General features: G+C 63.2%; 9 protein-coding genes. 5 read left to right on the plus strand and 4 right to left on the minus strand.

Annotated elements, in window-relative coordinates:
* Position 1: 1 nt before the first annotated feature.
* Positions 2–5857 (plus strand): calcium-binding protein, encoded by a 5856-nt coding sequence (locus tag ABT392_RS10215; RefSeq protein WP_464970970.1) that lies wholly within the window; start codon positions 2–4, stop codon positions 5855–5857.
* A 502-nt stretch (positions 5858–6359) separates the two neighbouring features.
* Here the strand turns inward: ABT392_RS10215 and ABT392_RS10220 are convergent.
* A complete protein-coding gene (locus ABT392_RS10220; protein ID WP_395385818.1) occupies positions 6360–7124 on the minus strand; it encodes a ComEC/Rec2 family competence protein in 765 nt (254 codons plus the stop codon).
* A gap of 50 nt (positions 7125–7174) precedes the next feature.
* Here ABT392_RS10220 and ABT392_RS10225 point away from each other — a divergent pair, with 50 nt between their 5' ends.
* The 3 genes from ABT392_RS10225 (at position 7175) to ubiM (ending at position 9394) form a co-directional block, all read left to right on the plus strand.
* Positions 7175–7645, plus strand: coding sequence for a RidA family protein (locus tag ABT392_RS10225; RefSeq protein ID WP_395385817.1), 471 nt, complete (start codon positions 7175–7177; stop codon positions 7643–7645).
* A 3-nt stretch (positions 7646–7648) separates the two neighbouring features.
* Positions 7649–8134: a disulfide bond formation protein B gene (locus ABT392_RS10230; protein WP_334275739.1), complete on the plus strand. Its 486-nt coding sequence runs from the start codon at positions 7649–7651 to the stop codon at positions 8132–8134.
* Positions 8135–8200: 66 nt separating this feature from the next.
* A complete protein-coding gene (gene ubiM, locus ABT392_RS10235; protein WP_395385816.1) occupies positions 8201–9394 on the plus strand; it encodes a 5-demethoxyubiquinol-8 5-hydroxylase UbiM in 1194 nt (397 codons plus the stop codon).
* Here the strand turns inward: ubiM and ABT392_RS10240 are convergent.
* The 3 genes from ABT392_RS10240 to ABT392_RS10250 form a co-directional block, all read right to left on the minus strand.
* On the minus strand, positions 9381–11156 hold the full coding sequence (locus tag ABT392_RS10240; protein ID WP_395385815.1) for a gamma-glutamyltransferase family protein: 1776 nt from the start codon (positions 11154–11156) through the stop codon (positions 9381–9383). The two genes, ubiM and ABT392_RS10240, sit on opposite strands and share 14 nt — an antisense overlap.
* 22 nt (positions 11157–11178) lie before the next feature.
* Positions 11179–12567, minus strand: coding sequence for a DUF1501 domain-containing protein (locus ABT392_RS10245; RefSeq protein WP_334275742.1), 1389 nt, complete (start codon positions 12565–12567; stop codon positions 11179–11181).
* Between the two features lie 139 nt (positions 12568–12706).
* The gene (locus ABT392_RS10250; RefSeq protein ID WP_334275743.1) at positions 12707–14446 is read right to left on the minus strand and encodes a DUF1800 domain-containing protein; all 1740 of its coding nucleotides are present in this window, start codon (positions 14444–14446) and stop codon (positions 12707–12709) included.
* Between the two features lie 251 nt (positions 14447–14697).
* Between ABT392_RS10250 and ABT392_RS10255 the strand changes: the two genes are divergently transcribed.
* On the plus strand, positions 14698–15225 hold the full coding sequence (locus tag ABT392_RS10255; protein ID WP_334275744.1) for a PEP-CTERM sorting domain-containing protein: 528 nt from the start codon (positions 14698–14700) through the stop codon (positions 15223–15225).
* Positions 15226–15228: the final 3 nt, after the last annotated feature.

Consider the following 15228-nt stretch of genomic DNA (forward strand, 5'->3'; position numbering starts at 1 on the left):
CATGTCAATGACATATACGCAGCAAAAAGAGCAGATGCTGATTAACGAGGAGAGCTTCACCGATTTCCTATACCTGGACGTTCACGGATTCCTTACTGCAGGCATTGGCTACCTGTATGTTAGGGACGCGAAAGGCGCCCTCCCTGGGGCGAGCACTCAAACTAGTCATGTCAACAAACTCGCTGCTAACGATATCCAGTTAACTGCAGCACAGCAAGCCGTAATCACCCAACTTTCGGCCGCGATGGCGGAGCTACCGGCTGCCTATAACTACCCGAAATATGGGAGATTGTCCGAATTTAATCCGTCCGCACTGGGGGTTGCATTGACGGACAAGCTGAAGCTTGTGAAGGAGAAGTCATCGACTGGCGCGCCCACATTCAAAGTTTCAGAGGTAAAGATTGATGGCCAATGGGTTCGCGTTGAGCCGCTATTTAGCGATTCAACAAAGCATGCCGCATATTTTGACGACATGTCAAAAACTTTTGAGGCTTTCATTGACAGGGCTTTGGCGCGCAATCCAGATGTTTCGCTCACTCAATCGCAAAGGGTTGGACTATTCTCTGCCGTCTGGAACTATCCAGACGTTGCGAGCAGAGCGGTCGCTGGTTTGGCAAAAGACTATTCTTACGATGAAATGCTGGCAGAGGTTGGAAAGGGTCGCCACAAAAGCGTTTCGATGGAGCGAATACAACTGGAGACGAAGCTCATTATGGGTTTGGTCCAAGCAGACGACGCCCTGGCAGCCCATCCACCGAAAAAAGCGAATCAGAATTTAGACGAGCTTGTGCGGATGATTATGACGCCGCCGTCTCAGTTTGTTTCCGATAGCTTCCTCCAAGCAGAAGCAACTCAGGAGCGACGAGACCCACTTATTCTCGACTTAAATGGCGACGGAATTATTAACACGCTACCCGAGTCCGGCTCGACCTACTTTGACCACGATGCGTCCGGATTTGCGGAAAGCACCGCATGGGCGGGGCCAGAAGACGGTTTGCTGGTCCGAGATTTGAATCACAACGGCCATATCGACTCCGGCCGTGAACTTTTCGGCGACCAAACGCAATTGGCTGGCGGTACGCTCGCGCAAAACGGTTTCCAAGCCTTGGCTGCCCTCGACTCGAATGGCGATGGTCGCGTCGATGCCAGTGACGCCGCATGGGGCGAACTACGTGTCTGGCGAGACGCCAACAGCGACGGTGTGGCTGCAGAGGACGAGCTACTGACGATGGATGAGGCCCAAATCCGTTCGCTCGGTACGACCGGGACACCAAGCAATCGTACGGATGCCGCCGGAAACATTCAGGCTTTTGAGGGCACCTTCGTTCGAACCGACGGCACCACAGGGGTGTCAGGTAGCTATTTGCTGTGGCGAGATACCGCCGATTCCATCGCCACTGATTGGGTTTCCGAGTCCGACGACATTCAAGCGTTGCCAGACCTCGCTGGTGGAGGCTCAGTGCGGAGTCTGCATCAAGCAATGGCCCGGGACTCCGCGTTGCTCGCGCAGGTCACAGCCCTCTCAACCTCCACCGACTACCTAAGTCTTCGTTCGCAGTTCGAAACAGTGCTGCAGAAATGGTCCGGAGCGGACGCCACCGTGACCGATTCACGAGGCTCGTTCATTGACGCAAAACAGCTTGTGGTGCTGGAGAAGTTTTATGGTCAAGGGTACGTTGGCCTGAATGGCGCCAACCCCAACAACAATGCAGCCACCATCTTGGCAAGCTCCTATCAAAAGCTGCTGGATACGCTGTACACGACTTACCTCGCCCAGGCGCAGTTAGCGTCAGTGTGGGACAAGGTTTCATTCGATTGGGATGACTCCGTCCAGGCTATGTCCCCGGATTTCTCCCAGTCAATTGCGGCGATGCAGGCATTGCTGGGGGACTCGCCGAGCTCAGCCGTCCAGCTCCTCTACGAGTTCGGCAAGAGCGCCAAGCTGTTCGGTCTCGACGCTAGCGCAGGGTTCGCTGCATTCAAGGACAGCTTCGCCGGGTCGCCATTCGAGTACGACAAGGTCCTACAGGGCGGCGTTGATGGGCTACCGCTTCTCCTGGGCACCAGCGGTGCAGACACGATTACCTTGACCTCAAAGGGCTTTGTGTTCGCGTTGGATGGCGGTGACACCGTGACAGGCAGCGGCGATGCCGATGTCCTCCTCGGTGGCGCAGGCAACGACACGTTGAACGGCAATGGCGGCAACGATGTACTGGACGGTGGCGCAGGCGATGACAGCCTCGACGGCGGCACGGGTAGCGACATCCTGCGCGGTGGCGACGGTAACGATACCCTGGGCGGGAACTGGGGTGGCGCCACCGTAGACAGCGGTGTCATCGGCAATGGCACTGTTGTATCGCCTGACGCCGTCGGCAATACCTACGAAGGAGGACACGGCAACGACGTCCTCAATGGCACAGCGATGTCCGACTTGTATTTGTTCAATCTCGGCGATGGCAACGACACGTTGTACGAACGTGCACTTCCAGCTGGATACACCCAGCCTGCGGGTCAAGTTGACGTCCTCCGGTTTGGACCTGGCATCGCTCCCACCGACGTCACGGTGACAAGGAACGGAGGCACCCTTGTCCTGACACTTGCAAACGGCAGCGACAGCATCAGTATCGCCAACTGGTACTCAGGGTCAGGCTATCGCGTAGAGCGTGTCGAGTTCGCCAACGGCACAGTGTGGACTGAAACGGACCTCACCAACCGAGGTGTGATGGTGTCCGGTACCAACGGAAATGACACGCTAACCGGCCTAACCGGGTACATCAACGCCATCGACGGTGGTGACGGGAATGACACCATCAGCGGAGGCTCGTTGGGAGACACGCTCTTTGGCGGCGGAGGTGATGATGTGCTCAAGGGTGTTGAGGGCAGCGACATCCTTGACGGTGGCGACGGTAACGACAACCTAGACGGAGGCAAGGGCAACGACATTCTTCGGGGTGGCGCCGGCAACGACACGCTCGGCGGAGCGTGGGGTAGCGCCTCGGAGGACAGTGGCGCCATTGGTGGCGGATTTACCGTGACCTCCGACGCGGTCGGAAATACATACCAAGGCGGCACCGGCGACGATGTGCTGAACGGTACGGCAATGTCAGACCTGTACTTGTTCAAGCTTGGGGACGGCAACGACACCTTGAACGAACACGCTGTACCCGCCGGTTACAACCAACCTGCCGGCCAAGTCGATGTGCTGCGCTTCGGCGAAGGAATATCGCCGTCCGACATCACAGTGGCTAGAGCTGGGGCCACGCTTACCCTGAAGCTCGCTAACGGAACGGACAGCATTGCCCTGCCAAACTGGTACTCGACTGCTGGCTACCGTGTTGAGCGCTTTGAATTTGCGGATGGCACCGTGTGGACCGATACGGACCTTACGAGCCGCGGGCTGCTCGTTGGAGGTACAGCCGGGGCCGACAATCTCACAGGGCTCAACGGCTACAGCAACACCCTCGACGGCGGGGATGGTAACGACATCCTCACCGGCGGAACCCTGGGCGACACCCTGCTGGGCGGCGTGGGCAACGATACGCTGAATGGCGTTGACGGTGATGACGTGCTGGACGGCGGTGATGGTGACGATGTGCTGGACGGCGGAAAAGGCGCCGACACCCTACGCGGCGGTGCAGGCAATGACACTCTGGGCGGCACTCCGACGGGTACTTCGGGCGACAGCGGCCTCAACACCAGCAGCTACTACATCGGAGGCACGCTGGGCAACAGCTATCAGGGCGGTCAAGGCAGTGACACCTTGAACGGCACTGCACTGGCAGACCTATATCTGTTCAATTTGGGGGATGGCGCAGACACCATCCTCGAGCCCTATGCGAACGGCGCTCCGACCGGTCAGGTCGATGTTCTGCGCTTCGGCGCAGGCATCAATCCAGCTGATGTTTCGGTCACTCGCATCAATGGTGGCGACCTCTTGCTCAAACTAGCCAACGGTGCCGACCAAGTAACGCTCAAGTATTGGTACTCCAACTCGCTGTATCGAACAGAGCGTGTTGAGTTCGCAGATGGGACGGTGTGGACGGATGCAGACCTAACCAATCGAGGCTTGGTAACGTCGGGCACTGCCGGTGCGGACATGCTCACCGGCCTCAATGGGTTCGTCAACACCATCGACGGCGGTGACGGCAACGACAACATCACCGGGGGCAACCTGGGCGACACCCTCTTAGGCGGCGCGGGCAACGATACCCTGAACGGCTTGGCAGGCGACGATACGCTAGACGGTGGCGACGGTAATGACACGCTAGATGGCGGCGCCGGTGCCGACATCCTGCGCGGAGGCGCCGGTGATGACACCCTGGGGGGCGCCATGGCAGGCAGCTCCAATGACAGCGGAACCGCCAGCAACTTCAGCTTTGTCGCCGGCTCCGCGGGCAACAGCTATGAAGGTGGAACCGGCAACGACAAGCTGAACGGCACGGTCATGGGCGACGGCTACCTCTTCAACTTGGGGGATGGCTTCGACACCATCTACGAGAATGAAGCTACGTACAGCCAACCAAGCGGCCAAGTCGATGTGCTGCGCTTCGGTGCGGGTATCAATCCCTCCGAGGTGAGCGTCACGCGTGGCGGCACTGGCGGTGACCTCATACTGACGCTCACCAATGGCACCGATAAAGTCACTATCCCTGGTTGGTACAACGGGTCGCGCTACCAAATTGAACGCTTCGAGTTCTCCGACGGAACCGTCTGGACAGCGGCAGACCTTACCGCTCGCGCTCTAGTGGTGTCAGGCACCTCGGGTGCCGACACACTCAATGGCTTGAGTGGGTACGTCAACACCCTTGACGGAGGCGGCGGCAACGACACTCTCAACGGCGGCAACCTTGGGGACATCCTACTGGGCGGTGCAGGAAACGACACACTGAACGGTGTAGCGGGTGACGACACGCTAGACGGTGGCGACGGTAATGACACGCTAGATGGCGGCGCCGGTGCCGACATCCTGCGCGGCGGCGCAGGTGATGACATCCTGGGAGGCGCCATGGCAGGCAGCTCCAATGACAGTGGCACCGCCAGTAACTTCAGCTTTATCGCCGGCTCCGTGGGCAACAGCTATGAAGGCGGAATGGGCAACGACAAGCTGAACGGCACAGTCATGGGTGACGCCTACATTTTTAACTTGGGCGACGGCTCTGACACTATCTACGAAAACGAAGCGACCTACAGCCAGCCAACCGGCCAAGTTGACGTCTTGCGCTTCGGCACAGGTATCACTCCAACCGATGTGTCGGTCTCTCGCGGTGGCGTAAGTGGCACAGACTTGATTCTGACGCTGAGCAACGGCAGCGACAAAGTCACCATTGCAGGCTGGTACAGCGGTACGCGCTATCAGATTGAACGCTTTGAGTTCGCCGAGGGCACTGTGTGGACAGCAGCTGAACTCACCGACCGCGCGCTTACCGTCTCCGGCACAGCCAGTGCGGACACCCTCAATGGTCTGGGCGGCTACTCAAACATCCTCCGGGGCCTGGCCGGCAATGACACACTGAACGGTAGCGCGCTGGCCGACACTCTGTGGGGCGGCACCGGCAATGACTTGCTACAAGGTGCCGGCGGCGATGACATCTATCGCTTCGTTCACGGAGAAGGTTTCGACACCATCAATGATGCAAGCGGAGCAGCCGACCTGCTGCGTTTTGACGACGTGGATATGAACCTGGTCCACTACTGGAAGCGCAACAACGACCTGGTGATTGACTTCGATGGAACGGAAGGCGTGACCGTGACGAACCACTTCTTGGTCGGCAACGCCAATCGCATCGAGAACTTCCTGTTCAACGACACGCCGATGACCTTCACTGACGTGGCTGCGCTCGTACAGCCAATGAGCTAACGCTCTCTGCCGCCATCCGCCGATGGCGACCAACAAATCGCCACCTCCCAAGGTGGCGATTTTTGTTCCAGCCCTGGCATCAGAACCGTGTGCCATTGCCAGCAAGACACCCTCTTTTGCCTGCAGTGCCCGTAGCCAGGCGGCTGATTCTTTCGGGACACCCTCATTGCCTGTCACCAGTCCCGGCCTTAGCCATCCCGCCTGCCGCACTTCGTTTGTCGGAAATCTCATGGCTTAGAAGCGCGCGGCAACCTGGTTTGTCGTAAAAACTATGGCTTAGACCAGTGTTTTGTCGTGTTTTTCATATTTATGTGTAACAAAGCGACCTGTGTGCGTCAAGGAAGTTGACGCCGGGTCGGCTGGTCCGTAGTCGGTGAGGCACACCAAGATTCTCGGGAAGTACTCTTTTGCCCGTCGTGCAACGCCTCGCCAAAAGGCCCGGAAGCACTTAATTACCCGGCCGCCTCCCCCGTTTGAAGCGCTTTCCAGACAAATCAAGAACTTAGCTGGGAAGTACTCTTTTGCCCGGCACCACGATGGCCGCCTGGTCGCCCAGGCTCAAGGCGGCGAGCAAGGCGGCGTGGCCGGGCTCGGCAATCCGCCGCTGGATCGCCTCGCGCAGGTCCTGGCGCAGCCCATCGATCTGCGGCCAGGGTGAATCTTGGAGGCGCTTCGGCGCCACGGGTCGCAGCACGCCGGTGGCCCGGATGCCCTGCTCGAGCAGCCAGAGTTCGTAGTCAAACGCGTAGGGGTTGGACAGCGCATGCGGCCGGCGCAGGCGCACCACGAGCTGCCAGCGTTGCCCGGCGCGCCAGTAGCTCAGCGCCTGATCGCCCTGCGCGTACTGGCTCAAGAGCAGCTCGCGCGGGATGGCCGGCAGCGGTCGGCCTCGCTCATCCAGCGCCTGCTCCACCGTGAAGCGGAAGCGCCAGGCGGCTGCGCCCGACTGGCTTTGCAGCGCCTGCGGCAAGGAAGAGACCACGCCCTGCAGCCAGACATCACGCCCCTCCCAGGCCACGGGCAGTTCCTCGCTCAGGCGCTGCTCCGCACGCCAGCTGCCCCAGCCCATCGCCATCAGGAGCGCCAGGGGCAAGGCCAGCCATGACCATCGCCTCCAAAGCCAGGCCAGCACGATGATCAACAGCACAAGCGCGGCGAACTCCCCCTCGCCAGGAAGGCGCGGGCATTGCTGCAAGAGCCCCAGGCCGAACAGCCATCCGACGAGCGGACAGGCCCAGCCCAGGGCCGTCGGTGCGCAGCTCCTCATTCCACTCCCCGGTGTAGGATGCCGGCCAATTTCAAGCCACTGGAGGCCCCATGAGCAACACCAACAATGTCTATGAGAAGCTGAAGGAACTGGGCATCGAGCTGCCACCCGTGGGCGTGCCGGTGGCTGCCTACGTGCCCTTCGTGCAGAGCGGCAAGCTCGTGTTCCTGTCGGGCCATATCGCCAAGAAGGACGGCAAGCCCTGGGTCGGCCAACTCGGCCGCGATACCGACACCGCCACCGGCCAGGCCGCGGCACGTGCCATCGCCATCGAGCTGCTCGGCACGCTGCATGCGGCCGTCGGCGACCTGAACAAGGTCAAGCGCATCGTCAAGCTGGTAAGCCTGGTGAACAGCACCGGCGACTTCACCGAACATCATCTCGTGACCAATGGCGCCTCCGAGCTGATGGCGCAGGTCTTCGGCCCGCAGATCGGTGCCCATGCCCGCGCAGCCTTCGGCGTGGCCCAGATCCCGATGGGCGCCTGCGTCGAGATCGACATGGTGGCCGAGGTCGAATAAGCCATGACGCTCAAGCCCGCCCGCGCCCTGGCGCTGATCTTCCTGTTGTGCTTTGCCGGCGTGGCTGCCGCCTTGATCGCCCAGCATGGCTTCAAGGTGCGGCCCTGCCCCTGGTGCGTGCTGCAGCGCCTGATCTTCATCGTGATCGGGGTCGTGGCGGGCCTGGGCTGGCTCCTGCAGCGCTACAAGCCGGCACTGCTGGCCAGCCTCGCTGTCGTTCCCTTGCTGGCCATCGGCGGCCTGGTCTCCGCCTGGTACCAGCATGAGGTGGCCAGCCAGATGGAATCCTGCAAGCTGACGGTGGCCGACAAGATCCTGACCTTTTTCGGCGTCGAGGAGCTTTGGCCCAAGGTCTTCATGGTGACCGCCTCCTGCGCGGAAGCCGCGGCCTACCGGCTGCTGGGCCTGCCCTACGAAATCTGGAGCGGCGCGCTCTACGGCCTCCTGATCGCGCTGGCCGTGCTGGCTTTCAAATCGAACCAGCGCTGAAAGGCCTGTGAACAAAGGCTGACCCGGCGCAAGGCGCGGCGCCGGTGCCAGCCTTAGTCTGACGGGATGCCAGACACCACACAACAAGTCCTCATCATCGGCGCCGGCCCGGCTGGCCTGTCCATGGCCTGCGCGCTGGCCGATGCCGGCATCGCAAGCACCGTGCTCGAGGCGTCGCCCGAAGCCGAGCTGGCCGAACCGCGCGAAGACGGCCGCGAGATTGCGCTGACCCATCGCGGCACGGCCATCCTGCAGGACCTGCAAGCCTGGCAAGACCTGCCCCCGGAAGCGATATCGCCGCTGCGGCAGGCACGGGTCTTCAACGGCACGGCGCCGCAATGCCTCCATTTCGACAGCGGTCAAGCCGAGCGCCTGGGCTCGCTGGTGCCCAACCACTGGCTGCGTCGCATTGCCTGGCTGGGCGCCGAGCGCCGCCCCCTGGTGCAAGTGCGCACGCAGGCCAAGGTCACGGCCCTCGAACTCTCGGCTGCCAGCGCCCGCTTGACGCTGGAAGGCGGCGAGCAATTGCAGGCGCCGCTGGTGATCGCAGCCGACAGCCGCTTTTCAGCCACGCGCCGCCTGGCCGGCATCGGCGCCGAGATGCGCGACTTCGGCCGCAGCGTGATCCTTTGCCGCATCGAGCATGAGAAGCCGCACGAGGACCAGGCGCTGGAATGCTTCCACCACGGCCACACCATGGCCTGGCTGCCGCTCGGCGGCTATTCGGCGCAGCTGAGCTCGCTGGTGCTGACACTGCCGACCGATCTGGCGCAGGCCCAATTGGCCTGGAGCGAGGAGCAATGGCTGGCTTGGGTGCAGGAGCACAGCCAGGGACGACTGGGGCGACTGAAACTGGCCGGCTCGCGCCACCACTACCCTTTGGTCGCCACCTACGCACATCGCTTTGCCGCGCCCCGCTTCGCCCTGGTCGGCGATGCAGCGGTCGGCATGCATCCGGTCACGGCGCATGGCTACAACTTCGGGCTCTATGGCGCGCAGTGCCTGGCGAGCCTGCTGGCTGGCGCGCCGGACCCGGGCGATGCGGCGCTCCTGACCCACTATGCCGCCGAGCACCGGCGCACAACCTGGCCGATCTACCAGGGCACGAATGCGGTGGTGCGCCTGTTCACCGATGAACGGCCGCCCGCACGCCTGCTGCGCCAGGGCGTGCTGGCCGTGGCCGACCGGCTGCCACCCTTGAAGGCCTTGATCACCCGGCAACTGACCGGTCAGGGCCGCATCGGCTTCAGCGCCCGCTGACGATGCCCTCGCGGCGCGGGTCGGCGCCACCCAGCAGGCGGCCGTCGGCTGTGCGCTGGATCGCCTGCAAACCGCTGGTCAACTCGCTTTGCTGGATCTGGTGTCCGCGCTCGCGCATTTGCTCCTGGAGCTCGGCCGGCCAGCGGTCCCGCTCCATGTAGAAGGGTCCGGTATTCATGCTCAGGGCATTGGGCAGGTCGATGGCCTGCTGCGGCGTCAGGCCCCAGGCCAGGGTGGCCAGCAGCGTCTTGGCCGTGAACGAGATGATGGCCGGCCCGCCCGGCGCGCCCAGGCTCAGGAGCAGGCGGCCGGTCTTGGCATCGAACACCAGCGTCGGGCTCATGCTGGAGCGCGGCCGCTTCAAGGGCTCGATGCGGTTGGCCACCAGGCGGCCATCGGCCTCGCGCGAACGCAGCGAGAAGTCGGTCATCTGGTTGTTCAACAGGAAACCGCCTGTGAGGCCGGTGCCACCGTCGCTCATGATGCGGGCACCAAAGGCCGCTTCGATTGTCGTGGTCATCGCCACGCCGCGGCCCTCGGCATCGATCACGCTGATGTGGCTGGTGCCGTATTCGGGCTGGTCCCGCTGCGGCGCCAGCGCCGTGACGGCCGCTCGCGGCTGGCCGGCCACTGCCTGACCCATGCTTTTCGAGCCGATCAAGGCGGCGCGGCGCTTCAGATAGTCCTCATCCAGCAGGCTTTGCCAATCACCGGCCGGCGCTGGCGTGAAGGCCGGGTCGGCGATGTAGAGCGCCCGGTCGGCAAAAGCGAGCTTGGAGGCCTCGGCATAGCGGTGCAGCCATTCGGCATTGGGCAGGCCATTGGCTTGCATCGGGTCGGTCGGAGCACCGCCATAGTCCAGCAGCTTGAGCACCTGCACCAGCGTCAGGTGCCCCGAGGACGGCGGCGGGAAGCCGCAAACCTTGTACTGCTGGCGCCAGACGGCGCAGATCGGCTCGCGCTGCAATGGCTTGTAGGCCTTCAGGTCTGCCTCGCTCAGCACGCCCTGGCGAGCCTGCACGCGTTTGACGATGTCTTGCGCCGCACTGCCTTCCTGCAGCACCACAGCGCCCTGCTCCGCAACGCGGCGCAAGACGGCGGCAAAAGCCGGGTTCTTCAGTTTGTGGCCAACCGGCCAGGGCCTGCCTTCGGCATCGAAGAAATAACGACGCGCCTGCTGATCCTTGACCAGCAACCGGTCTTGCGCGAGCAGCTTGTTCAGGCGCGGACTGACGGCAAAGCCCTGCTCGGCCAGCTCGATGGCCGGCTGCATGAGCTTCGCCCAGGGCAGGCGGCCGTTGCTGGCATGCGCTGCCTGCAGCATCGCCAGCACGCCCGGCGTTGCCACCACGCGGCCTTCGCCCTCGGCCACGCCCATGGGCCGACCGTCGGGACGCAGAAGCATCTCAGGCGTGGCGGCCGCGGGCGCCGTCTCGCGGCCATCCCAGGCCTGGACCTTGCTGCCATCCGACAGCATCAGGAAAGCGCCACCACCAATGCCGCTGCTTTGCGGCTCGACCAGGTTCAGGACCATCTGCACCGCCACCACCGCATCGAGCGCATTGCCACCCTCGCGCAGGATGCGAGCGCCGGCCTCCGCCGCCAGAGGGTTGGCCGCGGCCACCGCTTCGCGCTTGTAGCTCCAGCCCGGCTTGGGCACGAGGCCGGTATCGGCCTCGGGCAGGTTGGCGTCCTGCGCGTTGGCCAGGGAGGCGCCGAGCGCCAGCGTGAGGATCAGCTTGCTGCGAATGATTGATGGCATCGTGCAGCCATCATAGGCAGCATCAGGCAAACAGGCCGAGGTCACGCATGCTGTAGTTGGCGATCTGCGGCATCACCAGCGGCAGGTTGGTCGCACTCACGCCCATCCAGCTCGCCAAGGTGGCGCCAAGTTGATCGACGGCCGTGGTCGGCAGCAGCCGGCCCTGGCCGACGTCGTCCGGGCCGTTGATCGAGACCGAAGGCAGTTGTCCGAAGATGCGAGCGCCCTTCACCGCCCCGCCCATGATGAAGTGGTGGCTGCCCCAGCCGTGGTCGGACCCGTCGCCATTGCTGGTCAGGGTGCGGCCGAAATCGCTGGCGGTGAAGGCGGTGACCTGGTTGTTGGCGCCGATCTCGACCATGGCGTCGTGGAAGCTGGCCATGGCGCTGCCGATATTGGTGAGCAGGGTCGGATGCTGGTCGGGCAGGAAGTCGTGCAGGTCAAAGCCGCCCAGTGAAACAAAGAAGACCTGGCGGCTCGCGCCGAGGCTGGAGCGCGCGGCGATCAGCTTGGCCACCATCTGCAGTTGCGCCGCCAGACTGTTCGCTGTGTTGAACGGCGTCTTCAAGGCCGGCAGGCCGGCCAGTGCAGTGCTGACGATGCTCTGCGCACTGACCGAGCGGCTGACCACGCGGTTGAGCTCCTGTTCCATCCAGTGCGAACGCTGGGCCGTGATCAGGCTGCGCATGGCATCAGCACAGGCTTGCGAGCCATACATCGCCTTCGTGATGCCGTTGATGGCCACCGCACCATTGGTCGAGAGCTGGTATTGCACCGCCTGCTTGCCCGACATGAAGACCGCGTTGCCCGAGACATTGATGCAGGTGAAGGTCGAGTTGCCGTTGCTGTTCATGAACAGGTCGCCCAGGCGGCCGCCCCAGCCCGAGATCGCGCCTTCGGGCGTCGAGGCCTGCCAGACGCTTTGCTGGTCGTTGTGCGAGAACAGCTTGGGCGGCAACGGCACGCTCTGCGCCTTGTACTGGGCAAGCGTGGTCGGCTGCACCAGCGTGCCGATGTTCGCGAGCACGCCCAGATGTCCGGCATTGAAGATCGGCATCAGCGGGCTGAGCTGCGGCGCCAAGGCCATCTGCCGGCCGCTGGGCAGGGCCACGACCGGGTTCAACAGGGTCGCTGTCAACTGATCGCGTGGCGTGGCGATGGTCTGGCGAATGGTCGCGTAGGCGTTGTAGTTCGTCTGGTCGTAGGGCACCAGGGTGTTGCCGTAGTCATTGCCGCCGTAGAGAAAGATGCAGACCAGGGCCTTGTAGTCAGAGGGCGCACTCTGCGCCGCTGCCTCGCCGATGGCCGCCAGATTCAAGGCCCAGGGGGCGGCCACGCCGGTGACACCGAGGGCCGAGGCGCGGCGCAGGAATTCGCGGCGCTGCATCGCGCGCAGGTTCGAGACATTCATCGAAATCTCCTCGGCAGCCACAAACCAGTGGTCGCATCGCAAAAAGCAGGTCGAGCCAAGCGGAGCCCGAGGATCCGGCTTTGCCGGGCCTGCGGGCTCGCCCCCTTGAGGGGGCGCGCGAAGCGCGTAGGGGGTGGTCTCATTTCTGAATCTGGTATTCGGGCGAGGCCATCAGCAGAAGGATGGTGGCCTGGATGCGGTTGAGCCGCGCGGTGTCGCTGCTGGCGGTGATGCTGCCCACGGCTGTCTTGATTGCATTGAGCGTGACAACGCTGATGCCGCCACCCGCCAGCAGCAGCGCCCATTTGTCCACCAGCGCTGGCGCATCATTGGCCAGCGTCAGCTCGGCCGAGTAGTTGGGCTTGAGCTCGCCCACGCCGCTGGCAATCACCGTCTGCATGTAGTTGAGATAGCCGGCCACCGTACTCTCGTTGCAGAGCTGGAACTCGGGCGCGGTGACACCGCCGATGCCAAGGGCAGAGTTCGGCGGCACATAGCCGGGCCGGAAGAAGTTGAAGACCGAGGGACTGCGCATCGGACTCTGGCCCAGGCGCGTGGACGGGTCAGACAGATTGCCCACGTTCCACAAGTCAGTGGGCGACGTGAGGCCGGCATTGCGCGCCCACTGCACGAAGCGCTGCACCGGTTCACGCAGTTTGCCGCTGGCATCGCCCACGGGCGCCGAGCGAGCTTCGGTGTCGAGCAGGATGGCCTTCAGCACTGCTTTCAGGTCGCCGCGCTGGCCGCTGCCGTTGTTGTTGAAGACCGCGGCCACGCGCTGCACATAGGCAGTGCTGGGGTTGGAGCAGACCAGGCGCTGGATCAACTGCCGGCCGATGAAGGGGCCGACGTTGGGATGATTGGCCAGCGTGTCCAGCGCCGTCTTCAGGGCCGTTGGGCCATCGGCCGTGGACGGGATATCGACATCGAGCACCTTCTTGGCGCCGGTCGAGAAGCGGTTGGCGAGATGCACCATCGGGCGCTTTGCATGGCCCGGCTCGGTGCTCGAGGCATTGTCGAATTCCCAGCCGGTGAGCACCCGCGCCAGATCGGTGATATTGGCCTGCGTGTAGCTGTCCAGAGGCTTGCCGTCGGTGCCGAGCTTGGGCGTGCCGTCGATATTGAGCTGCACCAGGCCGATGGTGAACAGCTGCATCACCTCGCGGGCGTAGTTCTCGTCGGGCACGCGGCCCGTGGCCGCATCTTCCTTGCGGTTGCCCCGCATGTTCAGGTACACGCCCATGGCCGGCGACAAGGTCACCGCATTCAGCAGGTCTCGGTAGTTGCCGAAGGCGTGCTCCCCAAGCCAGTCCACATAGGCGGCAGTCATGAAGGCCGGCCAGTTGACCGGCAGGCCGTTCATCGACACCACGAAGATCTCTGACAAGGCCAGCACCATGCGCTGGCGCAACTGGTCGGGCGATCCAATCAACTGGCGCCAGATCGTGTTGTCGGCGCCTGCCAGGCTGTTGAGGTTGGCCGTCACGGCGTAGCCCTTGGCCACCATCCAGTCGTAGTGACCCTGGCTTCGCGGCAGCGCCAGCTGCGCGTCGATCCAGGCGGCATAGCCATTGGCGCGCACCGTGGCGATGTCCGCCGTGCTCGCTGCAAAACCGGCTTGAGCCAGGAAGCGCGAGGCTTCGGCTTCGGTGGGCTGCGGTGGCGGAGGTGGCGGAGGTGGCGGTGAGGGGCTTGGCGTGGGGACCGGTGCTGGGCTGCCGCCTCCACCGCCCCCTCCGCCACATGCGCTCAACAGTGCCGCGCTCAAGAGTACCGGCAATGGCGCTGAGCTCGCTGAGGTGTCGAGCGCCAGCGGCGGCGCTGGGGAATCCGCGGGCTCGGGAGCAAGGCTTGTCGCCAGGATTGATTCTTTTGCCATCGTCCGACCTCGTGCAAAGCTGCGACCCGATTAGATGGTGCGCCCGGCGAACCGGTACGTCTCAGGCGTAAAGAAGTGCAAGCCGTGCTGCACGCAGCCGACAAACCGTGAAATAGTACCGTTCAAATTGTCGACAGGGTTTACACCGTGGAGGCAACCACTTCCCTAGTTTCCTTTCAGATCAAGGACTTAGGGGTCTGGCACGAAAGCTGCTGAGACATTGCCATCTACGAACCACTGGAAGCTACGACATGCTGAACAAAATCGCTCGCACCATCGGCCTGGCCGCCCTGATCGGCGTGTCTGCCACGGCAGCCCAAGCTGGCGTCATGACCTTCACCTCGCTGGTCAGCAACACCAACTACTCTGAAGCCGGCCTGACGATGACGTCCACCTCCGTCTGGAACTGGCCCGGCGCGGGCATGGCCCACATGGATGACGGCGAGGCCATCTTCAAGCTCGCAAGCAATGGCTACTTCACCCTGGAAAGCGTCGACATGGTCAGGGACGGCGGCATTGGCCCAGCCGTCTTCGCTGCCTATGACGGCGGCAGCCTGATCGGCACGGTGGAAGTTGGCGGTGACGCAGGTCACTTCAGCTTTGACGCTGCGACATTCGGCGGCATCGATGAGATCCGCGTCAGCGTTCTGGACAACCACTTCACCTTCGACAACCTGACCTTCAGTGCCGCCACCGCCGCTGTGCCGGAACCTGCTTCGCTGGCCCTGGTGGGCGTGGCCTTGCTCGGCATCGGCGCTGCCCGCCGCCGCAAGGCCTGAGCA

It is taken from the genome of Paucibacter sp. JuS9, assembly GCF_044043925.2.
Classification (GTDB): Bacteria; Pseudomonadota; Gammaproteobacteria; order Burkholderiales; family Burkholderiaceae_C; genus JAUASW01.